Annotated in this window: 25 protein-coding genes, 1 other RNA gene and 1 pseudogene; 17 read left to right on the top strand and 10 right to left on the bottom strand. The window is 69.4% G+C overall.

Annotated features, from left to right (window positions below; translation table 11 throughout):
• The first annotated feature begins 1 nt into the window (after position 1).
• From JW613_RS28015 to JW613_RS28005, 3 genes are all read left to right on the top strand, one after another.
• Positions 2–775, top strand: a complete 774-nt coding sequence (locus JW613_RS28015; protein WP_209213665.1) for a 2OG-Fe dioxygenase family protein — start codon at positions 2–4, stop codon at positions 773–775.
• A 35-nt stretch (positions 776–810) separates the two neighbouring features.
• Positions 811–1,926 (top strand): peptide chain release factor 2, encoded by a 1,116-nt coding sequence (gene prfB / locus JW613_RS28010; RefSeq protein ID WP_099881461.1) that lies wholly within the window; start codon positions 811–813, stop codon positions 1,924–1,926.
• Positions 1,927–2,188: 262 nt separating this feature from the next.
• On the top strand, positions 2,189–2,989 hold the full coding sequence (locus JW613_RS28005; RefSeq protein WP_209213664.1) for a collagen-like protein: 801 nt from the start codon (positions 2,189–2,191) through the stop codon (positions 2,987–2,989).
• A 147-nt stretch (positions 2,990–3,136) separates the two neighbouring features.
• On the opposite strand, the gene JW613_RS28000 is transcribed toward JW613_RS28005, so the two are convergent.
• Positions 3,137–3,331 carry a hypothetical protein gene (locus JW613_RS28000; protein ID WP_099881457.1) on the bottom strand — a complete coding sequence of 65 codons (195 nt, stop codon included), beginning with the start codon at positions 3,329–3,331 and terminating at the stop codon, positions 3,137–3,139.
• Between the two features lie 323 nt (positions 3,332–3,654).
• On the opposite strand from JW613_RS28000, the gene ftsE reads away from it, so the two are divergent.
• From ftsE to JW613_RS27965, 7 genes are all read left to right on the top strand, one after another.
• Positions 3,655–4,344 carry a cell division ATP-binding protein FtsE gene (gene ftsE / locus JW613_RS27995; protein ID WP_099881455.1) on the top strand — a complete coding sequence of 230 codons (690 nt, stop codon included), beginning with the start codon at positions 3,655–3,657 and terminating at the stop codon, positions 4,342–4,344.
• 58 nt (positions 4,345–4,402) lie between these two features.
• A complete protein-coding gene (ftsX, locus tag JW613_RS27990) occupies positions 4,403–5,308 on the top strand; it encodes a permease-like cell division protein FtsX (RefSeq protein ID WP_209213663.1) in 906 nt (301 codons plus the stop codon).
• Positions 5,309–5,376: 68 nt separating this feature from the next.
• Positions 5,377–6,729 (top strand): S41 family peptidase, encoded by a 1,353-nt coding sequence (locus JW613_RS27985; RefSeq protein ID WP_209213662.1) that lies wholly within the window; start codon positions 5,377–5,379, stop codon positions 6,727–6,729.
• Positions 6,730–6,747: 18 nt separating this feature from the next.
• Positions 6,748–7,275 (top strand): SsrA-binding protein SmpB, encoded by a 528-nt coding sequence (gene smpB, locus JW613_RS27980; RefSeq protein WP_099881449.1) that lies wholly within the window; start codon positions 6,748–6,750, stop codon positions 7,273–7,275.
• A 131-nt stretch (positions 7,276–7,406) separates the two neighbouring features.
• Positions 7,407–7,778, top strand: a transfer-messenger RNA (tmRNA) gene (ssrA, locus tag JW613_RS27975).
• 185 nt (positions 7,779–7,963) lie between these two features.
• Positions 7,964–8,611, top strand: coding sequence for a GOLPH3/VPS74 family protein (locus JW613_RS27970; protein WP_209213661.1), 648 nt, complete (start codon positions 7,964–7,966; stop codon positions 8,609–8,611).
• A 59-nt stretch (positions 8,612–8,670) separates the two neighbouring features.
• Complete coding sequence (locus JW613_RS27965) at positions 8,671–9,612, top strand: oxygenase MpaB family protein (RefSeq protein WP_209213660.1); 942 nt, start codon at positions 8,671–8,673, stop codon at positions 9,610–9,612.
• A 129-nt stretch (positions 9,613–9,741) separates the two neighbouring features.
• Here the strand turns inward: JW613_RS27965 and JW613_RS27960 are convergent, their stop codons facing one another.
• Positions 9,742–11,103 carry an MFS transporter gene (locus JW613_RS27960; RefSeq protein WP_209213659.1) on the bottom strand — a complete coding sequence of 454 codons (1,362 nt, stop codon included), beginning with the start codon at positions 11,101–11,103 and terminating at the stop codon, positions 9,742–9,744.
• A gap of 118 nt (positions 11,104–11,221) precedes the next feature.
• Here JW613_RS27960 and JW613_RS27955 point away from each other — a divergent pair, with 118 nt between their 5' ends.
• Complete coding sequence (locus JW613_RS27955; protein WP_209213658.1) at positions 11,222–12,193, top strand: LysR family transcriptional regulator; 972 nt, start codon at positions 11,222–11,224, stop codon at positions 12,191–12,193.
• A gap of 29 nt (positions 12,194–12,222) precedes the next feature.
• Here JW613_RS27955 and JW613_RS27950 read toward each other — a convergent pair whose 3' ends face one another.
• Entirely contained in the window at positions 12,223–12,978 is a 756-nt protein-coding gene (locus JW613_RS27950) for an SDR family NAD(P)-dependent oxidoreductase (RefSeq protein ID WP_209213657.1), read from the bottom strand.
• Positions 12,979–13,165: 187 nt separating this feature from the next.
• Between JW613_RS27950 and JW613_RS27945 the strand changes: the two genes are divergently transcribed.
• Positions 13,166–13,798: a TetR/AcrR family transcriptional regulator gene (locus JW613_RS27945; protein WP_209213656.1), complete on the top strand. Its 633-nt coding sequence runs from the start codon at positions 13,166–13,168 to the stop codon at positions 13,796–13,798.
• 120 nt (positions 13,799–13,918) lie between these two features.
• Here the strand turns inward: JW613_RS27945 and JW613_RS27940 are convergent, their stop codons facing one another.
• From JW613_RS27940 to JW613_RS27930, 3 genes are all read right to left on the bottom strand, one after another.
• Positions 13,919–14,371: a YbhB/YbcL family Raf kinase inhibitor-like protein gene (locus JW613_RS27940; RefSeq protein WP_209213655.1), complete on the bottom strand. Its 453-nt coding sequence runs from the start codon at positions 14,369–14,371 to the stop codon at positions 13,919–13,921.
• Positions 14,372–14,558: 187 nt separating this feature from the next.
• On the bottom strand, positions 14,559–15,692 hold the full coding sequence (locus JW613_RS27935; RefSeq protein WP_307866067.1) for an MFS transporter: 1,134 nt from the start codon (positions 15,690–15,692) through the stop codon (positions 14,559–14,561).
• 172 nt (positions 15,693–15,864) lie between these two features.
• On the bottom strand, positions 15,865–16,413 hold the full coding sequence (locus JW613_RS27930; RefSeq protein ID WP_209213653.1) for an RNA 2'-phosphotransferase: 549 nt from the start codon (positions 16,411–16,413) through the stop codon (positions 15,865–15,867).
• 123 nt (positions 16,414–16,536) lie between these two features.
• Here JW613_RS27930 and JW613_RS27925 point away from each other — a divergent pair, with 123 nt between their 5' ends.
• A complete protein-coding gene (locus tag JW613_RS27925; protein ID WP_209213652.1) occupies positions 16,537–17,145 on the top strand; it encodes a DUF7691 family protein in 609 nt (202 codons plus the stop codon).
• 94 nt (positions 17,146–17,239) lie between these two features.
• Here JW613_RS27925 and JW613_RS27920 read toward each other — a convergent pair whose 3' ends face one another.
• Positions 17,240–17,512, bottom strand: coding sequence for a DUF397 domain-containing protein (locus JW613_RS27920; RefSeq protein WP_209213651.1), 273 nt, complete (start codon positions 17,510–17,512; stop codon positions 17,240–17,242).
• On the bottom strand, positions 17,509–18,333 hold the full coding sequence (locus tag JW613_RS27915) for a helix-turn-helix domain-containing protein (RefSeq protein WP_209213650.1): 825 nt from the start codon (positions 18,331–18,333) through the stop codon (positions 17,509–17,511). The genes JW613_RS27920 and JW613_RS27915 overlap by 4 nt, the downstream gene beginning before the upstream one ends.
• Before the next feature lie 112 nt (positions 18,334–18,445).
• Between JW613_RS27915 and JW613_RS27910 the strand changes: the two genes are divergently transcribed.
• Positions 18,446–18,871 carry an ATP-binding protein gene (locus JW613_RS27910; RefSeq protein ID WP_209213649.1) on the top strand — a complete coding sequence of 142 codons (426 nt, stop codon included), beginning with the start codon at positions 18,446–18,448 and terminating at the stop codon, positions 18,869–18,871.
• Positions 18,872–18,997: 126 nt separating this feature from the next.
• Here the strand turns inward: JW613_RS27910 and JW613_RS27905 are convergent, their stop codons facing one another.
• Positions 18,998–19,882: a DUF2268 domain-containing putative Zn-dependent protease gene (locus JW613_RS27905; RefSeq protein WP_209213648.1), complete on the bottom strand. Its 885-nt coding sequence runs from the start codon at positions 19,880–19,882 to the stop codon at positions 18,998–19,000.
• Positions 19,883–20,273: 391 nt separating this feature from the next.
• Between JW613_RS27905 and JW613_RS27900 the strand changes: the two genes are divergently transcribed.
• Positions 20,274–20,822, top strand: a complete 549-nt coding sequence (locus JW613_RS27900; RefSeq protein ID WP_209213647.1) for a DUF1062 domain-containing protein — start codon at positions 20,274–20,276, stop codon at positions 20,820–20,822.
• 81 nt (positions 20,823–20,903) lie between these two features.
• Here JW613_RS27900 and JW613_RS36025 read toward each other — a convergent pair.
• Positions 20,904–21,048: pseudogene (locus JW613_RS36025) on the bottom strand (MarR family winged helix-turn-helix transcriptional regulator); the annotation flags it as partial.
• A gap of 624 nt (positions 21,049–21,672) precedes the next feature.
• Here JW613_RS36025 and JW613_RS27895 point away from each other — a divergent pair.
• A complete protein-coding gene (locus JW613_RS27895; protein WP_209213646.1) occupies positions 21,673–22,128 on the top strand; it encodes a hypothetical protein in 456 nt (151 codons plus the stop codon).
• A gap of 15 nt (positions 22,129–22,143) precedes the next feature.
• Complete coding sequence (locus tag JW613_RS27890) at positions 22,144–24,393, top strand: DUF6571 family protein (protein ID WP_209213645.1); 2,250 nt, start codon at positions 22,144–22,146, stop codon at positions 24,391–24,393.
• Positions 24,394–24,452 lie beyond the last annotated feature (59 nt).

The following is a 24,452-nucleotide window of genomic DNA, read 5'->3' as shown; positions in this document are numbered from 1 at the left end:
CATGGAGGACATCGCGGGCGCCCCGACGTTGCGGAGCGCGGGCGAGATCGCCGAGGCCCGGCAGGCACTGCTCTCCCGGCACGCCCATGTGATGGAGCCCGGCGCCGTCTCCCGGTGCCTCGGCGTCCAGGCGGCGGACTGGCGCCGCTTCGCCGTCCACTGGGAGGACCTGGCACCGGACGGCTACGCGGCGCGGGAGGGCACGCACCGCCTGCGCCGGTACGGGCACTTCTCGCTGGACCGCACCGGGTCGCTGCGCCCGATGCCGCACCTGGCCTTCGCACAGCCCGAGGACACCAACCCGCTCTACGTCGGAGAGGACCGCCACTTCGAACCGCTGACCGACGTCTTCGTCGCCGATCCGCTGTTCAAGTCGCTGGTGCGGATGATGGGCCGGATCGCGAGCTGTCTGCAGGACGCCGACACCTGGAGCGTGAAGGTCCACCCGTTCCGGGTCGTGGCCTCGGCCGACGGCGCCGGGCTGCCCACCCCCGAGGGCCGGCACCGCGACGGGGTCACCCTGGTGACCTCCCTGATGATCGGCCGGGAGAACGCCGTCGGCGGCCAGAGCACCGTCTACGAGCCCGACGGCACGCCCGTGCTGACCACCACACTGCACGAGCCGGGCACCCTGCTGCTCGGCGACGACCGCGCCACCCTGCACGAGGTCGCCCCGATCCGCCCGTCCGACACCACCAGGCCCGCCCGCCGCGACGTCCTGGTGACCACGCTGACCGCACACCACAGCGCGGAGCGTGACGCCCAAGTGGGCTAGGGCTGGGGTGGCGGCTTGCGGTTAGGGTGGGGAGCGTGGCAGTCGTCGATGTATCCGAAGAGCTGAAGTCCCTCTCCTCCACCATGGAGTCGATCGAGGCCGTCCTTGACCTGGGCAAGATGCGGTCAGACATCGCCGCGCTCGAGGAGCAGGCGGCGGCCCCGGATCTGTGGGACGACGTCGAGCATGCGCAGAAGGTGACCAGCCGGCTCTCCTACCTCCAGGGGCAGCTGCGGAAGGTCGAGGAGCTGCGCGGGCGGATCGACGATGTCGGGGTGCTCTTCGAGCTGGCCGAGAGCGAGGACGACGCGGACGCGCGCACCGAGGCCGAGAACGAGCTGGCGGCGGTCCGCAAGACGGTGGACGAGCTGGAGGTCCGCACGCTGCTGTCGGGCGAGTACGACCCGCGCGAGGCGGTCGTCAGCGTCCGGGCCGAGGCGGGCGGCGTGGACGCCGCCGACTTCGCCGAGCAGCTGATGCGGATGTATCTGCGCTGGGCCGAGCGCCGTGGCTACCCCACCGAGGTGTTCGACATCTCCTACGCGGAGGAGGCGGGCATCAAGTCCGCGACCTTCACCGTGAAGGCTCCGTACGCCTACGGCACGCTCTCCGTGGAGCAGGGCACGCACCGGATGGTGCGCATCTCGCCGTTCGACAACCAGGGCCGCCGGCAGACCTCGTTCGCCGGGGTCGAGGTGCTGCCCGTCGTCGAACAGGTCGACCACATCGACATCCCGGAGAACGAACTGCGGATCGACGTCTTCCGTTCCTCGGGACCCGGCGGCCAGTCGGTGAACACCACCGACTCCGCGGTCCGGATGACGCACCTGCCGACCGGCATCGTCGTCTCCTGTCAGAACGAGAAGTCGCAGATCCAGAACCGTGCCGCCGCCATGCGCGTCATGCAGGCGCGACTGCTGGCCCACCGCCGCCAGGAGGAGCAGGCCAAGATGGACGCCCTCAAGGGCGACGGCGGCAACTCCTGGGGCAGCCAGATGCGTTCGTATGTGCTGCACCCGTACCAGATGGTCAAGGACCTGCGCACCGAGTACGAGGTGGGCAACCCGCAGGGCGTGCTCGACGGCGACATCGACAGCTTCCTGGAAGCCGGCATTCGCTGGCGCAAGCAGCAGGAGCAGACGCAGAACTGACGTACGGTCAGCCGCCGTATCCGGTGGTGCGGGGGCCTGTTCAACGGGTCTTCGCTTGACGGGCATGTGAGAGCTGGGGAAAGCTGTTCGCTCGGCATGCCTGTGTCAGGGGCGCACGGACGGGGTGGAGAGAGCCCCGGTGAGCAAACGGCGGCAGTCCGGGGTGGGGGTAGACATTCGCCTCGACGGGAAGCCCGGTGCGGATCGCGCTCCACGCGCAGCTGCCCCATCCACGAGTACAGCTACTGGGGGTAGTTGGAACATGAGCAAATCGAAGACGCGGCTGCGGGTCGCGCGGATAGCCGCTGCGGCCGTGTTCGCCGCCGGCGCCTCGCTGACTGCCGCGGGCGCCGCGCAGGCCGCGGGGCTGGGCGACACCGACGGCAACTCCACCAAGGCAGCCGCCGAGGACGACGGCGGATTCATCGGCGGCATCATCGGCGGTGGCTCCGGCGGCGACGACGGCGGCGGTGACGACGGCGGTGTCGGCGGCGGTGACGACGGTGGCATCAGCGGCACCGTCACCATCGGCGGCGGCGACGGCAACGGTGGCAACGATGGCGGTGCGGCCGACAACGGCGGTAACGGCAACGGTGGCAACGATGGCGGTGCGGCCGACAACGGTGGCAACGGCAACGGTGGCAACGACGGCGGTGCGGCCGACAACGGCGGTAACGGCAACGGTGGCAACGATGGCGGTGCGGCCAACAACGGCGGCAACGGCAACGGTGGCAACGGCAACGGTGGGAACGGCGGCAACGGCGGTAACGGTGGCGGCGGCGAGGAGCCGGCGACCACTGGTGGTACCGGCGGTGGCGACGACACCTGCGAGCTCGACGGCGACAAGGTGAACTGCGAGGGCGGCGGCACCAACCCCGACAGCGCGGGTAGCCAGCCGGTCCAGGACAGCAAGCCGGCTGCTCCGGGCAAGCAGCAGGACGAACTGGCCGAGACCGGTTCCTCCGAGACGACGTTCCTGCTGGTGGGCGCGGCGACGATGATCGCCGGCGGTATCGGCTTCCGCCTGATGCCGCGCCTCGCCACGCGGCGTACGGCGGCGTAAGCGCCAGGTCACAACAGCGCGCCGGGTCGCGGTGGTCTCACGACCGCCGTACCCGGCGCGTTGTGGTTTCCGAGCGCCCCCTCAGGGGCGCTCCCTCTACGGGTGAAGACCGGGAACAGCCCGGACCAGGGCCCCCGGAGGGAAGACCTAGGCCGTCGCTACGCGCTGTGCCACCAGTGCTACTGCTATCAGCGTCACCAACAGGGCGATCAGCGCCGTGGGGGACAGGTGCGCCAACGGGGCTTCCCGGTGCAGCCGCTCCCTGTGGGCACGGCACACGGCGCAGCGGCCCTCGTTGACGGGACCCGCGCAGTTGGCACACACCAGTCGATCGCATGTCATGCGAACTCCTCCTCCTTGTGCCAACGCCACCCGTGAGTGATTCGTTCCCCAGGGGTGCTCTGTACCACTCTGCCAGGTGAGGCGGCCTTCCGCAGAAACCAGCAGGTCGCGGAAACGGGCGAGCGGGCCGCACCGACAAGCGACCAGGTCGGGACACGGGCGGGCAGGTCGCGGGACCGGGCGATGTGCGCCGGTGCCGCGTGCGCGGCACAGCACGCTTCGCGTATGGTCGCCCACACCGCTCCCCAGTTGACGCTGGGAGGCGCCCCAGGGGGCCGCACCGTGGCTTCCGTTGTCCCTACCCAGGTCGACGTGGTGTATCCGTGATCCGATTCGACAGCGTCTCCAAGTCCTATCCCAAGCAGAACCGCCCGGCGCTCCGCGATGTCTCGCTGGAGATCGAGCGCGGCGAGTTTGTGTTCCTGGTGGGCTCCTCCGGTTCCGGTAAATCCACCTTCCTGCGACTGATCCTGCGCGAGGAGCGCGCCAGCTCCGGGCAGGTGCATGTGCTCGGCAAGGATCTGGCCAGGTTGTCGAACTGGAAGGTGCCGCAGATGCGGCGGCAGCTCGGAACCGTCTTCCAGGACTTCCGGCTGCTGGGCAACAAGACCGTCGGCGAGAACGTCGCCTTCGCGCTGGAGGTCATCGGCAAGTCCCGCGGCCAGATTCGCAAGACGGTGCCGGAAGTCCTCGACCTCGTCGGTCTCGGCGGCAAGGAGGACCGGATGCCCGGCGAGCTGTCCGGCGGTGAGCAGCAGCGGGTGGCCATCGCGCGGGCGTTCGCCAACCGGCCCATGCTGCTGATCGCCGACGAGCCGACCGGCAACCTCGACCCGCAGACCTCCGTCGGCATCATGAAGTTGCTCGATCGCATCAACCGCACGGGCACCACCGTGGTGATGGCCACCCACGATCAGCAGATCGTCGACCAGATGCGCAAGCGCGTCATCGAACTCGAGATGGGCCGCCTCGTGCGCGACCAGTCGCGCGGCGTCTACGGATACCAGCACTGAGGCAACTGAGGCACCGGCACCAGCACTGAGGCAGCATCAGCACTGAAGAAGGGACGCCATGCGCGCCCAGTTCGTCCTGTCGGAGATCGGCGTCGGTCTCCGTCGCAATCTCACGATGACCTTCGCGGTGATCGTCTCCGTCGCCCTGTCGCTCGCGCTCGCGGGCGGATCGCTGCTCGCCCAGGAGCAGGTGAGCACGATGAAGGGGTATTGGTACGACAAGGTCCAGGTCTCCCTCTATCTGTGCAACAAGAACGACGCCGGCGCCAGCTGCGCCAAGGGCGCGGTGACCGAGCAGCAGAAGAGCGCGATCAAGGCCGACCTCAACAAGCTCGACGTCGTCGAGAAGGTCTACTACGAGTCCGCCGACGAGGCCTACAAGCACTACAAGGAGCAGTTCAAGGACTCGCCGCTGGCCGACTCGCTGACGCCGGACCAGATGCAGGAGTCCTACCGGGTCAAGCTCAAGGACCCGACCAAGTACCAGGTCCTGCAGACCGCCTTCTCCGGCAGGCAGGGCGTGCAGGAGGTACAGGACCAGCGCAAGACGCTGGAGCCCCTCTTCAACCTCCTCAACGGTATGAACATCGCGGCCCTGTGTGTGATGGCGCTGATGCTGGTCGTCGCCCTGCTGCTGATCGTCAACACCGTGCGGGTGTCGGCGTTCAGCAGGCGCCGGGAGACCGGGATCATGCGGCTGGTCGGTGCCTCCAGCTTCTACATCCAGATGCCGTTCATCCTGGAGGCCGCCATCGCGGGGCTGATCGGCGCCGGGTTCGCCTGTGTGCTGCTGGTGCTGGGCAAGTACTTCCTGATCAACAACTGGCTCCAGCAGCGGATCGTCCTGATCAACTTCGTCGGCTGGGACGCGGTGATCAAGGTGCTGCCGTTGATCGTGGCGGTGGGAGTGCTGATGCCGGCCGTGGCAGCCTTCTTCACGTTGCGCAAGTACCTGAAGGTGTGACACAGGACGCGGGGTGCCGTGGGCCCAACGCCCCGTACGGCGCCCCGCACTGGCCTACACTCCGGACCATGCCAGGCTCGTGGTTCCTCGACTCACGCCCGCGCCGGTCGCGGCGCGGGACCCTGACATTGGTCTTCGTCGGCGTGCTGGCGACCGGCGCGGCGACCGGGGCCTTCGGTGGGGAGCTGGCCGCGTTCGGCTCGGCCGCACCCGGCGGCGCCGCACACGGTGTCGGCCGTGGCGGGCCGCAGGGCCCGCCGCAGCACCCCGCCGACGGCAAGGGCGCGGCAGCCGGCTCCGATGAGGCCCGCGAGCACGGGGACCGCGCGGACGCCGATGTCGTCGTCAGCCGCAGCGGCGACCGCTGGTCCGCCGCGTACTCGGCCCGCGAGTACGAGGGGCTGCGGCAGGCCCTGGACGGCTCGTACGTGGGCGTCGGCATCTCCGTGCGCCAGGCCCGCGCCGAGGGGGCGTCCCCGGGCGGCGGCGCGGCCACCGGAGCGGACCGGGAGAGCGCCACCGACCGCAAGGCCGGCACCGGCGGCCGGACCGCGCGCCGCACCGTCGTCGAGGTGGACCGGGTGCAGCCCGCCAGCCCCGCCGACCGCGCCGGTATCCGCGCCGGGGACCGGCTGCGCTCCGTGGCCGGTCACGAGGTCACCGGCGAGCCGGTGACGGCCGTCGTGGCGCTGCTGCGCGGCTCCGACCCCGATTCCCCGGACGCCCCCGCCGAGCCCGGCTCCCGGGTGCGGCTCCACCTCACCCGCGAGGGCACCGACCTCCACCGCACGCTGCGCCGGGAGCGGCTGACGACCGAGTCGGTGCGGGTCGACCGGATCGGTGACGGCGTCACCCGCGTCAAGATCGCCTCCTTCACCCGGGGCTCCGGCGACCAGGTGCGCCGGGCGGTCCGCGAGCGGGTACCCGAGGAGGGACCCGTCCTGCTGGACCTGCGGGGCAACTCCGGCGGCCTGGTCGAGGAGGCGGTCACGGCGGCCGGTGCCTTCCTCGACGGCGGTCTGGTCGCCACCTACGACGACAACGGCACCGAGCACGCGCTGTACGCCGACTCCGACACCGACGATGCCGGCGAGGACGGCCCCGGGGACGTGGAGCGGCGCCCGCTCGTCGTTCTCGTGGACGGCGGGACGATGAGCGCCGCGGAGATGCTGACCGGGGCGCTGCAGGACCGGGGGCGCGCCGTCGTGGTCGGCTCCCGCACCTTCGGCAAGGGCTCGGTGCAGATGCCCCGGCCCCAGTCGGACGGCTCCGTCGCCGAGCTGACGGTGGGTCATTACACGACTCCGTCGGGTCGCGACGTGGAGGGGCGCGGCATCGTTCCCGACCTCTCGGTGAAGAGCAGGGGAGAGTCGATGGAGCGGGCCAGGAAAGTATTGAGTGGCCTGGAAGCCAGGTCGTAGTGGGAGAATGGCCGGGCTATGGCGAAGATGAAGACGACACGCAAGGCCAAGTCCAAGGCCAAGGACGACAAGGACGCCCGTAAGCTCATCGCGCAGAACAAGAAGGCGCGGCACGACTACCTCGTGCTGGACACCTACGAGTGCGGCATCGCGCTGACGGGAACCGAGGTCAAGTCGCTGCGCCAGGGCCGCGCCTCGCTGGTCGACGGCTTCGCCCAGATCGACGGCGGCGAGGTGTGGCTGCACAACGTGCACATCCCCGAGTACGCGCAGGGCACCTGGACCAACCATGCGGCCCGGCGTAAGCGGAAGCTGCTGCTCCATCGTGCCGAGATCGACAAGCTGACCGGCAAGCTCCAGGAGACCGGTTACACCCTGGTCCCGCTGCAGCTCTACTTCTACCGGGGCCGGGCGAAGGTCGAGATCGCCCTGGCCAGGGGTAAGAAGGAGTACGACAAGCGGCAGACCCTCCGCGAGAAGCAGGACCGCCGTGAGGCGGAGCGCGCCATTTCGGCGGTCCGGCGCCGCCAGCGCGCCCGCGTCTGAGCCCTTCGGGAGGACCGGGGGAACAGCTCGGGGCCGCAAATGGTTGGCATGGGTGCGACCCGGTCACGTATCATGGTCGCAGCATGACAGCACCGCTCCTTGGGTGCGGGTGCAGATTGTCAACTCAACACGGGGATGATCGGTTTCGACAGCGAACGTCGAAGCAGGGGAAGCGAGCCGAGGAACGCGGCAATGATCTCGTTAACCATGTGCCGCAAAAAAATAATCGCCAACACCAAGCGCGATTCCTTCGCCCTCGCTGCCTGAGCAGCGAGCGTGAAGTGTCAGCCCGGGGTAGTTCCCGCCCCGGTTCCTGGCATCAGCTAAGGGAACTCACCGCGTAGGTCCGGTCACGGGACCTACCGGGACATCACACAGTGACTGGGCCCGTCGGAGACTTGTCCGCGTGATCTCCGGGGCCGAGAAAATCGCAGCGGACTGCGCTCGGAGAAGCCCTGTTTCCACTTCGTTGGACGCGGGTTCGATTCCCGCCATCTCCACGAAGGCGAAAGGCGAGGTGTGCCCACGGAAAGCGTGGGCCGCCTCGCCTTCGTTGTTTTTGCGGGGCTTCGCCCCGCGTGGCGGGGGCTCCGCCACCCGCACCGCCCCCCCGGCCGGGGTTTCGGTCTTTCCTTATGGGGCTGACCTGCCCTTTCCGCTGCTTCCGGCAGCGTGCTGTCATGGGGGGATGGAACGGGGTACAGGCACCAACAGCTTGCCGGCGCGGCTCTATCTGCTCGCCTGCGACGTGGAAAAGGACCAGCTCAAGTGGGGTGACGAGCTGGGCTACGCGATCCGAGCTGCCACCCTGGCGGAGCTGGAGGCGCGGGGCTGCCTCAAGGACGACAAGGGCAGGGCCCGGCCGGCCGGAGGCCACCGCACCGGGGACCCCGTGCTCGACGGCGCGCTCCGCTCCATCGCCGAGCACTCCCGTGCGCGGCGCTGGCGCAGCCTGGTGCAGCGGGAGCGCCGTGAGACCTGCCTCGCCGTGGAGGAGCAGCTCGCCGGGGCGGGGGTCGTCTCGGTGGAGCGCAGGACGCTGCGCCGTAAGAGAGTCACCGTGCGTGATCGGGGGTTGCCGGGGGCGCTGCGGGCGGAGGCCGTTGCCACGCTGACCGGTACGGAGCCGGTGGGGCGGGTCGAGCCCGCGCGGGCGGCGCTGGCCTCCTTCGCGGCGCTGGCCCGACTGTGTCCGGAGCTGAACTGGCGGGTACGTCACCAGCACCGTCGTCGTCTCAAGGAGCTGACGGCGCGGGCGGGGGTGGCCGGTCCCGCGTTGAAGAAGGCGCTGGACATGCGGGCCGCCGCCAACAGCAGCGGGTCGGCCGGGGGCTGATTTCGTCGCTCGGGGCATCTACCCTGCGAAGGGAGGACCCCGGAGCGGAGGAGTGCCGCATGGTCCGCAACACACGGCCCGATCCGGCGCCGGAGCCCCTCGGGCCCGGGTCGCTGACCTGGCAGTATTTCGGGGACTGGCGCAGCGTGCTGCTGGCGCCGTGGGCGGGCGCGATGCAGAACATGCACCCGCAGCTCGGCGCGGGCGTCGCCGAGCACTCCCGGTTCTTCGAGGAGCGCTGGCAGCGGCTGTTCCGTTCGCTGTACCCCATCGGTGGTGTCGTCTACGATGGGCCCCGCGCGGCCGAGACGGCGCGGCAGGTGCGCGGGTACCACCGCACCGTCAAGGGCGTCGACGCCGCGGGCCGCCCGTACCACGCACTCGATCCGGACACGTTCTACTGGGCGCACGCCACCTTCTTCGTCCTCACCCTGCTCGTCGCCGACCGGCTCGGGCCTGGGCTGACGGAGGCGCAGAAGCGGCAGCTGTTCGACGAGCATGTGCGGTGGTGGCGGCTGTACGGGATGAGCATGCGCCCCGTACCGGCCGACTGGGAGGCGTTCCAGGAGTACTGGGCGCACATGGCCGAGAACGTACTGGAGGACAACCGGCCGACCCGCGACGTGCTCGATCTGACGCTGATCGCGAAGCCGCCCGCGCTGCGGCTGCTGCCGGACGCGGTGTGGCGGCTGGTGCGCGGGCCGCAGGCGCGGGCCTCGGTGTGGTTCACGGTCGGCTTCTTCCCGCCCGCGGTACGGCGTCGCCTCGGCTACACGTGGACCGTCCGCGACGAGCGTCGGCTGCGCAGGATCGGGCGGCTGATCCACTGGGGCTGGAAGCTGGTCCCGCCGTCGCGCCGCTACCACCCGAGGGCGCGCGCGGGCTGGGAGCGGGCGCGTGGGGCCGGGGGCCGGGACGCGCCGGTGGTGGAGACGCCCGCCCGCAATCTGCCGCCGCCCGAGGCGCGGGACCGGCCGCAGCACTACTCGCCCCCGGTGTGACGCGCCTTCCGCGAAGCACTCCGTGAAGGAGCCCCGTAGCACTCCCTGAAGAAGTCCGCGAAGGACCCCGTGAAGGGGACGTTCGTCGAGGGAGCCGTGCGCGGTGGGCCGTCCGTGGTGGCGCGGGCGTCACCCGGGTGCGGCGGGCCGTGCCGCCAGGAGGGTGGCGAGGACGGCCGCCGATGCCGCCGCCGCGAGGGGGACCGTGTACGCCCACCCGGCCGAACCGAGCGCTTCGGTGGCCCAACCTCCGGTCGCCGATCCGGCGGCGATACCGCCGAGCAGCGCGGTCACGGCCAGCGTCATGCCCTCGTTGAGGCGTCCGGCCGGGGTGAGCCGTTGGACGAGTGCCATGCCGGTGACCATCGTCGGCGCCGTCGCCATACCGGCCACCAGGAGCGCCCCGGCCAGCAGCGGCAGCGGGGCCGTGAGCGAGGTGAGCAGCGGCAGGGCCATCAGCGCGGTCATGGTGGCCACGCAGCCGGCCAGTCGGCGCCGGTCCGAGCGGGCGGGCGGCAGGGTGCCGAACGCGAGCCCGGCGAGGGCCGAACCGGCGGCCTGGCAGGCGAGTACGGCGCCGGCCGCGGCTCGGTGCCCCTGCCCGTCCGCGTGGGCCAGGGTGACCACTTCCAGCGCTCCGAACACCGCGCCGGTGGCGAGGAAGACCAGCAGCAGGGCGGGCATGCCGGGTTGCCGCAGCGGTGCGGGCCCGGCTTGTGCGCGGTTTCGGCCCGGCGGGGGTTCCGTCGAGCGCTGCGCGGTGAACAGCAGCGTCCCGGTCAGCAGCAGGGCGCAGCCGGCCAGTGTGCCGGCCTGGGGGAAGAGTGAGGTGCACAGGAGGGCAGCGAGAACCGGACCGAGCATGAAGCACAGTTCGTCCGCGGCCTGTTCGAGGGAGTTGGCGGTGTGCCGGGCGGCCGGATCGCCGCGCAGCAGATGGGCCCAGCGGGCGCGTGCCATGCCGCCGATGTTGGGGGTGGTCGCGGTGGCGGCGTAGGCGACGAAGAGCGTCCAGTCGGGCGCGCGGGTGAGTACGCACAGCACGAGTGCGAGGGAGCCGAGCAGCGCGAGCAGGGTGGCGGGCAGGGCGGTACGGGACTGCCCGTACCGGTCGACGAGCCGTGCCACCAGCGGCCCGGTCAGCGCGGTCGCCGCCAGGCCGGTCGCGGTGACGCTCCCGGCGAGCGCGTAGGAGCCCCGCTCGCCCGCGATCATCAGTACGGCGCTGACGGTGAACATGCCCATGGGCAGCCGGGCGAGCAGGCTGCCGAGCGTGAAGCCGACCGTGCCGGGGTGGGCGAACAGCTGAAGGTACGGGCTGCGTGCCCGGCTCCGGCGCGGTGGCGACGGCGGTGGTGGCGGTGGCGGTGGCGCGTGCCGTGCGACGGCGGGGTCCCGCGCGTCGGCGGGGGGCCGCGCCACGACGAGGGTGCTGCCGTGTACGGCGTACAACGGGCGCGCCGCGTGGGAAGGTCGGTGGTGTGCAGGCATGCCGTACAGCGTTGTCGCAGGTGGGAGTCGGGGTCCAACACCTGTTGGTGGCCCTTTCACACAGCTGTGTTGTGAATTCCCTGTTGTGGACCGCGGGGCGCCCGCCTAACGTCTTCGGGTGCCCAGTGATCTCTCCCCGCGCCTGCTGCGGGCGTTCGTGGCGGTGGCGGAGGAGTTGCACTTCACCCGCGCCGCCGTCCGGCTGTACGTGGCGCAGCAGGCGCTCAGCCGCGACATCCGCTCGCTGGAGCGGGAGTTGGGTGCCGTGCTGTTCGTCCGCAGCACCCGGCGGGTGGCGCTCACCCCGGAGGGCGAGCGGCTGCTGCCGTACGCGCTACGGGTGTTGGCGGCGCACGACGGGTTGGCCGCCGCCTTCGGGCGGGGCGAGGCGGGTGAGGCGCGACCGCTGGCCGTCGATGTGGCGGCACCCGTCTCCACCGGGCAGCGGGTGCTGGAGGCGGCGCGGGAGGCCGCGCCGGGTGTGGAGTTCGTCGCCCGCTACTACAGCGGTCTGACAGCGGCTGCCGCCGATATCCTCGCCGGCCGTATCGATGTCGCCTTCGGGCGGGTGGCCGGACTGCCGCGCGAGACGCTGGCCGGGCTGGAGCACGACCTGGTGCGGTACGAGCGCGTCGCCGTGCTGCTGCCGCAAGAGCACCGGCTGGCGGGGCTGAGCGAAGTGCCACTGGCGGCGCTGGAGGGGGAGACGCTGTACGCCGGTGCCGGCAACCCGGACACCGCCGAGTGGACCTCCTACGCCCAGGCCCTGTTCGCGGGGCGTGGGATACAACTGGCCGCGCCCTTCCCGAAGATCGAGGGGGAGCGGGAGTTCGCCCGGGTGGTGCGGGGGAGGGGGTGGTCGGTGTTGGCCACCACCGTCTTCATCGGCATCGAGGGCATGGTGCTGCGGCCCCTGACCGAGCCGGTGCCGCTGTCACCGGTCTCGGTGGTGTGGCGCCGGGGACTGCGGCACTCGGGCCTGACGGCGCTGCGGGAGGCCGCGCGGAAGCCGGACGGGGACGAGGGCTGGCGCCTTCGCCCGCCCGGCTCCTGGCTCCCGGCCCCGGACGAGGCCCTGCACGGTCCCTGACCAGCGCCCGGGACCCCGCTCCGGAGCGGTCAGGCGTTGGCGCCGGCGTCCACGGTGAAGGTGGCGCCCGTGGTGCCCGCGCCGTCGGGGCCCACCAGGTGGGCCACCATGGCGGCGATGCCCTCAGGGCTGCCGTAGCGGCCGAGGGCGGTCAGGGCCCGCTGCGCGTCGGCCTTGTCGCTGTCTGCGGGGTTCATCTCCGTGTCCGTCGAGCCGGGCTGGACGAGGTTGGCGGTGATGCCGCGGGCGCCCAGGTCGCGGGCCAGCCCCCGAGTGAGGCCGCTGAGCGCCGACTTGGAGGCGGCGTAGAGCGTGATGCCGGGGCCGGGGACGCGCTCGGCCAGGTTGCTGCCGATCGTGACGATGCGTCCGCCGTCCGTCATGTGTCCTGCCGCGGCCTGGGCGCCGAGCAGCGCGGCCCGTACGTGGATCGCGAGGGTGCGGTCGATCTCCTCGGGGGTGACGTCCTCCAGCGGGCCGTTGGGGAAGACGCCCGCGTTGTTGACCAGGATGTCGAGGCGTCCGAACTCTCGTGCCGTACGGTGCACGGCCTCCACCGGGTCGGTGGCCGAGGCGCTGTCCGCCTGGACGGCCAGTGCCCGGCGGCCGGTGGCGCGCACGTCTTCGGCGACCTCCTTGGCCCGGCCCTCCGCGCTGACATAGGTCAGTGCGACATCCGCGCCGTCCGCCGCGAGCCGCCTGGCGACGGCCGCGCCTATGCCCCTGCTGCCCCCGGTGACCAGCGCTGCCCTGCCGCTGAGGGGGAGTGTCGACGTCGACGTCATGGCTGTCCTCGTTTCGTGTCGCGTATGGAGCCGCAAGCTGCGCCCGCTCTTTCTGTAGCGAGCGCTTTATAATTAAGGCAGCGAGTATCCTCGGGCGTCAAGGGCTTTCGGTAGCGAGCGTTAAATAAACTGCCGCCAGGGGCCGGGCGGCAGCCGACGCCGAGCAACGGCAGGAAGGGGGCCGGTGATGGCCACACGCGGACGGCCACGCGCCTTCGACCGGGACGCCGCGCTCGAACGCGCGATGCACGTCTTCTGGGAGCGCGGATACGAGGCGACCACGATGGCCGAGCTCACCGAGGCCATGGGCATCAGACCGCCGAGCCTCTACGCCGCCTTCGGCTCCAAGGAGGCCCTCTTCCGCGAGGCGGTGGAGCTGTACGGGCGCACCGACGGCACCGTCACCCCCCGCGCGCTGTCCGAGGCGCGCACGGCCCGCGAGGGCATCCACCAGGCGCTGCGCCGCAACGCCGTCGGCTACACCGAACCCGGCAGGCCACCCGGCTGCATGATCGTCCTCGCCGCCACCAACTGCACCCCCGAGAACGCCGGCGTCAGCGCACTGCTGGCCGAGGACCGCCGGGCGATGGAGAGCAGTCTCCGCGAGCGCATGGACCGCGGCGTCGTGGAGGGCGACGTACCGGACGGCACCGACACCCGCACGCTGGCCTCGTTCTACGCGACCGTCCTGTTCGGCCTCTCCGTCCAGGCCAAGGACGGCGCCTCCCGCGACGAGCTGCTGTGTGTCGTGGAGGCCGCCATGGCGGCCTGGGACACGCTTACGGGCGCCGCGCCCCTCCCCCGGACTCCGCCCGGGTGAGGGTGCCCCCGGCCGGAGGCTGGGGGAGTGCCCCCACCAGCCGTGACCGACCCGCACCCGGCAACCGACCGGCAGCGGCCCCCGACCGGCAGCGGCCCCCTCGCCGGAACCGCCGGAGCCTCAGCGCTGGTAGAGCCCGACGATGTTGCCGCTGGCCAGCGCGGGCCCGTCCACCGCGCGGTGCACCTCCTGGGCGGAGGCGTTGTCGGGGATGCGCACCGCCTCCGGCAGGGCGTACAGCCGGAAGAAGTACCGGTGCGCCTCGTCCCCCGCCGGCGGTTGGGGGCCGCCCCAGCCGGTTCCTCCGAAGCCGTTCGTGAGCGGGGTACCGCCCTGCGGGGTCTCCCCGGTGTCCACCGACCGCGCGGCCGGGTCGATGCCGGTCACCAGCCAGTGCACGAAGGTGCCCGACGGTGCGTCCGGGTCCTCGCACAGCAGCAGCAGTTCGGCGGTGCCGTCGGGCACCCCGGACCACTCCAGGGGCGGGGAGACGTCCTCGCCGTCGCGCGTGTAGCGGCGGGGGATCAAAGCGTGGTCGTTGAAGGCCGAGGTGCTCAGTTCGATACCGGACATGCGCCTACGGGTATCCCGGGTGCGGCCCCCGGAATCGCGCCGTGGGCCAGGTAGCCGATGGAGAACCACCTTCCCGGCGGGCCCGTGAGGCAGGTGGGCAACCGGTGATCGCCCCCCTCGCACGGCGCCTCCAGCGAACCTGGCCCGCCCGGCGGAACAGGCCCGAACGCGGGCCCCGGCAGCCCTTTCAGACCGCCGCAGTCCTCGCCGCCACCCGCCACAGGACGGCAGGCACCACCAGCAGTGCCACCGCACCGCCCACCGTCAGTACCACCGACGGCGACGAACGGTCCAGCAGCGCGCCGCCGGCCAGCGCCCCCGTCGAGATGGTGGCCTGGAACGACGCGGTGAACAGCGTCGAGGACGCCTCCGCCTCCCCGGGAGCTGCCATGGCGAACAGCGTCCGGGAGCAGACCGGCACGGCCCCGTACCCCACGCCCCAGACCACCAGCAGCGCGAAAGCCCCCGCCTCCCACCGGCCCAGCACCGGCAGCAGCAGCGTCGCGACGGCGAGCGTCCCCGCTGCCGCACCGAACGCCGCGTACGGCCGACGGGCGGCAGCCGGACCGCCCACGAAGTTGCCGAGCATCCCGGCGGCTCCGAAGGCCAGCAGCGCCGCGGTGATCACTCCGGGGCCCGCCCGGGCGACCTGTTCCAGGAACGGCGTGACGTACGTGTAGGCGCCGAAGTGCGCCAGCACGATCAGAAAGGTGACCAGCAGCGCGAACCGCGTACCGCCCCGGCCGAGTTGCCGGCCGAGCGTACGCAGCCGGGTGACCTGTTCGGGCGGCAGCGGCGGTACCACCGACAACAGCGCGGCGAAGACCGCCAGCGACAGCGCCCCCATCGCCGCGAACGCCGTACGCCACCCCGCCACATCCCCCACGAACGTGCCCAGCGGCACCCCGAGCACCGAGCCCAGCGGCACCGCCGCGAAGATCACCGCCGTCGCCCGCCCCACCGAGGGCGCCGCGACCAGTCGCGGCGCCAGGCCCGCGCCGATCGACCAGAACCCACCGATCGTGACCCCCACCGCGGCGCGCGAGGCGAGAATCCACCCGTAGTCGTCGGCCGTCGCGGCGACGAAGTTGGCCAGCGCCAGCAGCAGCATGAACGCGCACAGCATCCGCCGCCGGTCCACGCGTGCTGTCGCCACCGTCACCAGCGGTGCGGAGACCGCCGCCAAGAAGCCCGGCATCGTCATCATCAGCCCGGCCATACCGTCCGAGACGGTGAAGTCGGCCCCGATCGAGGTGAGCAGCCCGATGGGCAGGATCTCCGTCGTGACGAGGGAGAACAGCCCCGCCATCACCGAGATCACGGCCGGCCACGATGTGAGCGGCGACCCCTTCGCCGGCTGTTCCTTCGTGAGCACTGTTTCCATGCCCACGAGTCCAGCAAGGCCCCCGCGCGAGGGCTGGCGGAAACCCGCCCTCAACGATGTCTCGGCGGACGTATCGGTGGACGTCTCGGCGGACGTACTGGCGGAGGTCTCAGCGAGGGAAGCCGAGACAGCGAGGGGGCACCGCAGCGGTCAGCCACACGCCGTTCTCGCTCCGCCGGAAGATGTGGCCCTGCTCGTGCATGTACCCCGCGGCGACCGTCAGCACCACCGCACGGCCCCGGCGGGCCCCCACCCGGGTCGCCGTCTCGCGATCCGCCGACAGGTGCACGGCATGCCGCGACATGGGGCGCAGCCCTTCCGCGCGGATGGCGGCGAGAAAACGGGGCACCGTGCCGTGAAAGAGCACATGCGGCGGCGCCAGCTCGGGGAGTTCCAACTCGACAGCGACGGAGTGCCCTTGGTTGGCCCGAATGCGGCTGCCGTCCTCGGAAAGGGCGTAGCGCTGCTTGTCGTTGGTCGCCACCACCTCTTCGAGCTCCGCCCGCGTGACGGGGAAACCGTGCGCCGCGGCGGCATCCAGCAACTCATCGACAACGGCCCAGCCCTGCGCGTCGAGACTGAGCCCGATGCGCGCGGGGTCATGGCGAAGATGGCGCGCCAGAAACTTGGATACGCGGACGTTCCGCTTCTCGTTCATGTACGACTCGTTCATGTACGACGAGGATGGCCCGGGTCCGGCATCGGCCGCACCGGGTTATCGCCGGACGCGGACGCGAGGGCGTCCCGCTTCGTTGTCGGTGCCCGGAATTAGGGTCGCGCCATGAGTTCAGCCCTGAGTGTGTACCTGCTCGACGTCGCTGCCACCCGCGCCCTCGTGGGCTCCCGCGACGAGCAACTCCTGGAAGTCATACGCACCAACTTCGCCGAGGACCTCGAACGCGACGACGACTCCTTCAGCTTCGAGATCGAACGCGGCGCGCCCAGCGCCTACGAGGCGCTCACCGCCGTCGTCAACGGTGGCCCGTTCAGCGACAAGGAGGATCACGCCTTCCAGTACGGCTACGCCTACCGGCGGCTGTGTGACCTCACCGGTTCGTTCCTGCCCAACGACTGCTTCACCCCGCACCGCGGCGACTGGCTCTCCGTCGTGGACGAGGGCCTGGAAGCCCTGCGCATCACCGCCGTGTCCGTGGAGGAGTTCAGCTTCTCCGACTTCCCCGAGCCGCTTCCCTGGACCCACATGCCCGGCTGCGGCACCTGGACGCCGCAGCAGATAGCCAAGGCGCTGGAGCAGTTCGAGGCCACGAAGGCGGCGGGGCACGCCCCGCCGCTCGAACCGGACGTCGTCGACGCCGTGATGCAGTGCCTCGACTGGATGCGGTACGCCGAAGCCCGGGAGGGCTTCGGCGTCATCGGCTTCCGCTCGTAGGGCTGCTGCCTGCCCCTGCGGGGCGTCTGCCCGCTGCGGGTCTGTTTGTGGCTGGGCGCGCCGTTCCCCGCGCCCCCTTCGGGGCGCGTCCCCGTCAGCGCCGGTGTGCGGCGTACGCCGTGAACTGCGCCCAGGCGGCCGGGGTGAGGGTGAGGGTGGGGCCGGTGGGGTTCTTGGAGTCGCGGATGTGGACCTGGGCGTCGGGGCAGGTGGCGACCTCCAGGCAGTTGCCACCTTCGGTTCCGCTGTAGCTGGACTTGTGCCAGTCGTAGGCGACTTCGAGGCAGGCGCCGCCTTCGCTGCCGCTGTAGCTCGACTTGAACCACGCCAGGGTGTCGGTGCCGGGTGTGGACTGTGCTTCGCTCATGCCTCTCCTACCAACCGGTCCAACAGGCTTCTGGACTCTTCGATGTTGAGAGCCTGGGTTCGCAGCATCGCATATTTTCGCGTAAGGATGCCGACCTCATTTGCGTCTGAGACGAGGATGCTTCCGCGCTGCGTCTCCATGTAGCCGAGGTGCTCGTGGTCCGGCGTTCCCAGCAGGACGAATGGGCCGTCGAGCGCCGCATGGGTTTCGCGTCCGAGCGGCATGACTTGGATCGACAGCCCCGGCAGGTCGGCATCCTGCCGGAGGCGGCGTAGCTGCTCCCGCCGCACGAGGTCGCCGCCGATGCGATCCAACAGTACGGCCTCGGAGATGACGAAGCTCGCGGAGGGCGGAACCTTCCGTTGGAGAACGGCCTGACGGTCGATGCGCCCGGCGACCTGGACCTCGATCTCGTCGGCGTCCAGCGGCGGCTCCTTGCTCCGGAAGACCGCGCGGGCATACTCCTCGGTCTGCAACAGGCCGGGCAGTACCTGGTTCTCGAACCAGTCGATGGCCAAGGCCTCCTGCTCCCGGTCGATGAACTCCTCCGCCCACAGCGGATACTTGTCCATCTCCGGCATGTGCTTGACGGCGACCGCCAGGGCGCCCTTCGTGTCGAGGAGCTCGTCCAACTGTTCGGCGAGGTCGCTCTTCAGGGCGCGGCGGCCCTGCTCGATGGAGGCGACGGTTTCCTCTTCCGCGCATACCAGCCGGGCAAGGGACCGTTGCGTGTAGCCCGCTGCGCGGCGATAGTTGGCGAGGAGTTGGCCCACCATCTTCATGGCGGAGGCGTTCTTCGTACGCTTTTTGGGTTGTGGCATGACCGTGTCTCTCCCCCAACCGGCCCGGGGTTGACCGGTACTGAACCCGTACAACGGATCTGTACGAGTGGAACCGGTGTTGAGCGTAAACAAGAGACGCGACTGTTCTCATATGAACCGCGAAACTCATCTCCCTCATTTCCGGGAGCACTTCTATCGGCGGGAGCGGCGCTCGGTTCCCCGTGCGCGGGCCTTCGTGAGGGCAGCGCTCAGTGGTTGGGGTGTCAGCGAGCGCAGCGACGACGTACTGCTGTGCGTCAGCGAGATGGCGACGAACGCGCTGCTGCACGGGGTGCCGCCGGGGCGGGGATTTCGGGTGATGCTTTGGCTGGAGCATGACGGGCTGTTGCGAATTGAGGTGCGCGACAGCGGGGAGGGAACGCCGCGCTTGTCGTGCGTCGACGACGAGGCGGAATCCGGTCGCGGACTGCTGCTGCTCGAAATGCTGGCGGACAAGTGGGGAGTGGGGGAGCGGAGCCCGGGAAAGGTGGTGTGGGCGGAATTCGCGGGGTGCCGTGCGCGACCCCGGCGTCATTGAATGGGCGCCGCAAGAAACACCGTGTCGGCGGGCGTCAGCCCCGAGCCGACAGCCGCCGCCGCGGTGGCACTGCGGCGGCGGCCGGTTCGGGAGACCGGTCCCGTCCCCCACTTCCTCGTTCCGGTGTCACCCGCGACTGAGGGTGGCGGCGATGATCTCGGAGCTGTCCGCGTGCAGGGCCTGCGCCGCCGTCTGCCCGGTTGCCGCCAGGTAGGTGTCGACCAGTCTGTTGCCCGCGGCGTACCCGGCGCCCATCGGCAGTCCCACCGGGGTGAGGCCGAAGCGCTCGGCGCCGGGGTCGCCGTGCACCCAGGCGGAGAAGTTCTCCATACCTGTCACGTCGAGCCCGGTGAGTACCTTGCTGAAGACCTCGTCGTCGTGCAGGTGCGGCACGCCGATACGGGCGGGGCCGAGTTCGTCGCCGTAGAGCTGTCGGGCGAAGGCGTCGGCCAGTCCCTCGGAGACGACGTGCTCCCCGACCGTGACAGTTGCCGGATCCCACACAACGCCGCCCGGGCCGAACCGCAGGTTGTGGTGGAGTTCGTGGACGGCGGTGGCCTCCAGCCGCTCCACGTTCTCGGGGAAGGGCCAGAACGTGATGGCGATGTAGCCGGAGATGCCGCCGAACCCGGTCAACCCTTTGCAGGGACCCATGAAGTGCTCGTCACTCGGATCGCCGAGCACGAGCGCCACGGTGATGTCCGGAGCCTCCAGCCCCGGCGTCGCCTCCAGCAGTACGGCGAGGGCGTCGTCGAGTGCGCGTTGCATCCGCTCCCGGGCCCCGGCCGCAGCCAGGGTTTCGATCGCGTCGAGGCAGCGCTCCTCGTCGCGGTCTATGGGGAACCCGGAGGTTTGGCGATGTATGCCCACCAGGTCGACCTCGCCGGGGTAGTAGCGGTACATGCCCTGGATGGGTTCGAGCATCGAACGCAGCAGGTCGACGCGGTCTGTGGCGGGGGCCGTCAGGATCCGCTTCATGGCGGAGCAGGTGTCAAGAACGGTGATCGACATGGCCGCGAGGCTAGAAGTTGACGCAGCGTAAAGGGCAAGTCCCGGGTCCCCCGGTCCCCGGTGCTGCTCGTCGAGACGCGGCCGACGTGGCGCCGTCCCCCTTCCCTTCCCGTCTCGTCCCCACATGACCGGCACGCGGGCGCGGGTGCCGCTCCGCTCGGCCCAGGCAGGCTCCCTCGACCCCATGGCGAGCCATCGCGGCCCGCCTCGCCCGAAAACCGGTGGAGCCGCGCTCGGGTGTGCCGCTAGCGTGCTCCCGCCCCTGTCGCCTGGCCGAGGACGTGCCGTTGTACATCCAGTGAGATCTCCCGAGTGCTGATTGGTCGCGCGTCGCGCATGTGCGCCGCGCTGCTTCTTGCTGCGGACTTCTCACTGGAACCGGTGTACTTCTGTGCCCGAAAACTGGGTGGTCGTGCCCACCTGCCTGCCTGTCATTCTCCGCCGCTGCCACGTATGCGCCTCCGCGCGCTTCCGGGCGACCGGCAAATTCCGCGTCAACGCACACCACAAGCTCCTCGATGTCTGGCTCCTCGCGCTGTGCACCGTGTGCGGGGGGACCACCAAGCTCACCGTCCTGGAACGAGTGAACGTGCGCTCCATACGGTCCGAGCTGCTGGACCGGCTGCACCACAACGACCCCGATCTGGCAGCCGAACTGCTCCAGGACCCGGTCGTGCGGCGCCGCAACCGCGTCGCCCTCGACTGGGACAACGCCTGGCGTCTCGACACCGGTGGATCGGCTCGGCTGGAGGACGAGGCGATCGATGTCGCGGTCCGTTTCGCGGCGCGGATACCTGTCCGACCGGTGCGACTGATCGCTGAAGGTTTCGGCTTGTCGCGAGCCGAGGTCGAGAGACTGATCGCCGAGGGAAATCTCGTATCGGGGGTCCGGCTGAGCGGAAAGCTGTCCGGCGACTTCACCTTCACGCTCAAACGCTGAGTCCCACGGGTGCGGGGCCTGTCCGGCAGGATCAGCCGGACAGGCCCTGGTCGACGTCCACGCCGACCGGCCCGTCGAGCAGACCATCCGCTGGACGAACTGCCGCCCCAACGCCTGGGCACGGCCCAGCTGCGGCACCGTCAGGGGGCCCTTCTCTCACAACAGGTCCAGGACGGCACGTACGTACCCCGACGGAGAGTCCTTCGGTGGGCGCGAGCTGTTCCATCCTGGTTCTGCTCCACGGGGGCTACCTCGACCACGGCATGCGGGAACAACAGAGCCCGGCTCGTCCGCGCGGTGGCGATCACCGGACTCGGAACCACGAGCCCACCTTCGAGGACCTGTGGAGCCTGGAGGTTCTGGCCGAGCAGCAGCGGGCGCCGACCACCTCGCCACCTTCCTGGCGACCGTGCCGGGCTGGGAACCCTCCGGAGGATGGCCTGGGGATCAGGGACCGGCGCGAGATCGACCTTCCGACGGCAGGGAGAACTCCGACCGAGCCGAAGGCCGCCCACACATGCCGGTCGATCACACCGGGCTCGGATTACATCGGCTGCAGATCGATACGCCGGCGGACAGTACTGCGCTGCGCTCCACCGAACCCCAACGGCCAAGCCCGCAAAGGGCGCTGCGCTCCTTGCCTGCGGGATGCCTGGTCGGGACATCCCTCACTCTCCGCTCTCCGCAGTAGCGTTCGGTAATAGTGCCTGTTAGCTTTGGGGAACGCTTTCGGACGGTCGCACAACAGGCCGGCCCCACTGCGGGGGCGGACCAAGAGGGGCGTCGAGCCGGTTGTGCCCGGAAAGGCAACAGGCCGTCCGCATTTCAGGAGGAGGGGGAGAGCGGAGCCATGGGGGGCGACGCAACACCGGACAAGAATCCCACCCCGGGAACAAAACCGGGCGGACATCTGCCGCAGAACTCCGACTTGGTCAACTCGGAGTCGCAGAAGAGGGCTGCGGCACGCTACATCGCGGAGACCTTGGGCCCGGAGACACACAAGGCGGGCTCGAAAGCCGACGGAGACACCGAGGCCCTCACAGGAAACCCTAAAAGTCCGACAGGGCGCGGGAAGTTGCAGGGCTGGGAGGTGTGGACCGGTATCCGCCACCGTTTGTCGGTTTGGCGTCGACATCACAAACACCTCACTCGGGTCTTGTCGCACGAGCGTGAGGCGTTGCTGGACGTCAACAAGGTGCTCAACAATACCGATATCGATACCAACAACCGCATCAACTCGGCGGCCCCGGGTATCGACTCGACGGCGCCCGGACTTCGACCCAAGAGCGGACTTGACAAGTTTTGAGGGGGCGACAGCGGCATGGCGATTTCCTACGAGGACATCATCAACGCGGATCTCGGCGATCTGGAGACGGCCGCCAAGTCCTGGGAGACGATGGGCAAAAGGTTCGGAACTCTGGGCGGCCACTACAGGGATCACGTTCGGGCAGCTGTGGATGCCGATAGCTGGCAGGGCAAGGCGGCGCACAAGTTCGGACAGTGGGGGCGGAAGACAGCCGAGGAGTACGACCAGGCCAAGGGCGAGGCACACGGAGTGGCTGCTCTGCTGAGGCTGGCGCACGCCACTCTGACCGCCCACAAGAAGGCCGTGGAAGCCGTTCGCGACGATGCTCAGGACGAGGGCTTGGACGTCGACTCCAGGGGCCGCTGCACGATGAACCTCGAGAAGGTCGAGGCGAAGAAGGGTAAGAAGGTCGCTGATGAGTACCGCGAGGACAAGCAGGCCCGGGCGATGGCAGAGGAAAACTGGAATGAGGCGATAAAGAAGGCAGTCAGGGAAACGCAAGAGGCAGACGCAGCCTTGAAGGAAATCTTCATAGCCGACCCGAAGGAGCCAGAGAGGGGCTTGCCCAACGGGTTCAACGGGGCCATCGGTGACGAAGCGGTGAAGAAAAGTGCGAAGCGAGCCGCTGAGACCTACAAGGACATCAGGGACGGTAAAAACCCGTCGCCCGAAGAACTGCGTGAGGCCGGCATCCTGGCCCGGGGGCTCGATGACGACCCTGTTTTCAGCCGTACATTGATCAACTCCATCGGAGGCCCGGACGGCCTCATCAAGACCCACAATCGACTCGACGACCTGGCCTACGCAGATGACACGGACCGGAAGAAGACCTTTCTGTCACTGGACAAAGGTCTTGCCGTGAACCTCGCGTCCGCTACCAAAGAGCCGAATACGGCTTTCTACAAAGAGTTCCAGGCCAAAATGCGAGATGTCGGCCTGAAAAAATATGACATGAAGCTGGTGGCCCAGGACCCTGGGGATGCCCCGGGCCCTGGGCCGGTCCGTGGCTACCAAAGCCTTGTCTCCCTGATGCAACGCGGCGACGATGACTATGGCAAACAGTTCCTGACCGATACGGCTGATTCTATCCGCGTTGCTGAGGACGAGGACCAGAACGGTGACCCGGACGTCTGGGATCTGCAAGGGAATTTCGACGGCAAGAAGTACGCGCACTTTGCCAATGATCCCTATGACGGAATTCTTGACGTCATGTCAAGGCAACCCGATGTGGCGACGGAGTACCTTGACCCTGGTGAGCCGGGCGAGAAGGGAAAGAATGACAATCTTGCGTACTTGCTGAACGACCGGGACTGGAAGACCGTCGACGGGGGTCCGGTAAGCCCGGACGGGAGCGACCCGGACAACGAGACCGACCGTTCTCGTGAGGGCTTCGGGCGCGCACTGGAAGCAGCATCAACGGGGGAGCAGCCCAGGGGGGACGCGAAGGAGCCTGCTCGGCTTCATGCCACGCATACGAGGGCAGAGGCCAGGGTCATGGAAGAGGTGATCAAGCAACTTGCCCCCGGACCGAACGGTGAGCCTGTCCACGATGCTCTTCGCCGGCCGGTTGCAAATGCTTTGGCCGATTATGCACCGGATACTCACTCATCTCTACATGTGGCAGACCGCACACGTGATGATCTCGGAGTTCACGGAAGTGAGAGTGACGCTCGGATATCTATCCGTGCCGACAAACTCGTCCAGGTTATGAGAGGGGTATCCGAATCACCTGAGGCGTTCGCGACGCTGTACGAGGCAGAGCGAGGGCAGGGGTTGCAGGATCTATCCAATCTGCCCGAGGGGCTGGGCCCGGAAAGTAGTGAGGTGAAGGAGGCAATGAAGCGGGCCGGTGCTGGACTGGGAGCCATGGAAGCGATCCGGAGTGACTTCGAACTCGATCAGGGCGAAGACGAAATGAGTAAGCTCGATTGGAAGGCGAAGATTGCCTATCACATAGTCGGTGGTGCCGTAACTCCGCTCGGCGGCGGGTTGGGTGACCCCATGCAGCGCTTGGTCGATACGATGACCTGGGACAAATATAATCAGGATAAATCTGATGTGGCCACGGCTACTGATCAGAAGCTGATAGAGCAATGGCTCTCATCTGACTCCCAAATACGGCGTCTGGTGGACAAATGGGCTAACCATGCCGGATTGGACGAGACTGACTCGGCGATAACCGTCTTGAAGGCGGATTCCGCGCTGGATGCCCGTGATAAGGCGCACCATGAAGTCATGAAACTTCTAGGGCGAGGTGAGGGCTGAGTGTTGAAGTGCAAAACCGTGTTGACTATTTCGGTTTGTGCCCTTTGCTGCCTTCTCGT

It is taken from the genome of Streptomyces smyrnaeus (assembly GCF_017676345.1).
Taxonomy (GTDB): Bacteria; Actinomycetota; Actinomycetes; order Streptomycetales; family Streptomycetaceae; genus Streptomyces; species Streptomyces smyrnaeus.
Note: the sequence above shows the minus strand (reverse complement) of the source record. Positions and strands in the feature narration are given on the sequence as shown.

Coding starts and splice junctions, on each gene's coding strand:
- JW613_RS27950 (WP_209213657.1), bottom strand. CDS start 12,978: ATGACGTCGACGTCGACACTCCCCCTCAGCGGCAGGGCAGCGCTGGTC.
- JW613_RS27940 (WP_209213655.1), bottom strand. CDS start 14,371: ATGTCCGGTATCGAACTGAGCACCTCGGCCTTCAACGACCACGCTTTG.
- JW613_RS28000 (WP_099881457.1), bottom strand. CDS start 3,331: ATGACATGCGATCGACTGGTGTGTGCCAACTGCGCGGGTCCCGTCAAC.
- JW613_RS27910 (WP_209213649.1), top strand. CDS start 18,446: ATGAACCGCGAAACTCATCTCCCTCATTTCCGGGAGCACTTCTATCGG.
- JW613_RS27920 (WP_209213651.1), bottom strand. CDS start 17,512: ATGAGCGAAGCACAGTCCACACCCGGCACCGACACCCTGGCGTGGTTC.
- JW613_RS27960 (WP_209213659.1), bottom strand. CDS start 11,103: ATGCCTGCACACCACCGACCTTCCCACGCGGCGCGCCCGTTGTACGCC.
- JW613_RS28015 (WP_209213665.1), top strand. CDS start 2: ATGGAGGACATCGCGGGCGCCCCGACGTTGCGGAGCGCGGGCGAGATC.
- JW613_RS27930 (WP_209213653.1), bottom strand. CDS start 16,413: ATGAACGAGAAGCGGAACGTCCGCGTATCCAAGTTTCTGGCGCGCCAT.
- JW613_RS27985 (WP_209213662.1), top strand. CDS start 5,377: ATGCCAGGCTCGTGGTTCCTCGACTCACGCCCGCGCCGGTCGCGGCGC.
- JW613_RS27890 (WP_209213645.1), top strand. CDS start 22,144: ATGGCGATTTCCTACGAGGACATCATCAACGCGGATCTCGGCGATCTG.
- smpB (WP_099881449.1), top strand. CDS start 6,748: ATGGCGAAGATGAAGACGACACGCAAGGCCAAGTCCAAGGCCAAGGAC.
- JW613_RS27970 (WP_209213661.1), top strand. CDS start 7,964: ATGGAACGGGGTACAGGCACCAACAGCTTGCCGGCGCGGCTCTATCTG.
- JW613_RS27895 (WP_209213646.1), top strand. CDS start 21,673: ATGGGGGGCGACGCAACACCGGACAAGAATCCCACCCCGGGAACAAAA.
- JW613_RS27965 (WP_209213660.1), top strand. CDS start 8,671: ATGGTCCGCAACACACGGCCCGATCCGGCGCCGGAGCCCCTCGGGCCC.
- JW613_RS27905 (WP_209213648.1), bottom strand. CDS start 19,882: ATGTCGATCACCGTTCTTGACACCTGCTCCGCCATGAAGCGGATCCTG.
- JW613_RS27945 (WP_209213656.1), top strand. CDS start 13,166: ATGGCCACACGCGGACGGCCACGCGCCTTCGACCGGGACGCCGCGCTC.
- JW613_RS28005 (WP_209213664.1), top strand. CDS start 2,189: ATGAGCAAATCGAAGACGCGGCTGCGGGTCGCGCGGATAGCCGCTGCG.
- JW613_RS27915 (WP_209213650.1), bottom strand. CDS start 18,333: ATGCCACAACCCAAAAAGCGTACGAAGAACGCCTCCGCCATGAAGATG.
- ftsX (WP_209213663.1), top strand. CDS start 4,403: ATGCGCGCCCAGTTCGTCCTGTCGGAGATCGGCGTCGGTCTCCGTCGC.
- JW613_RS27925 (WP_209213652.1), top strand. CDS start 16,537: ATGAGTTCAGCCCTGAGTGTGTACCTGCTCGACGTCGCTGCCACCCGC.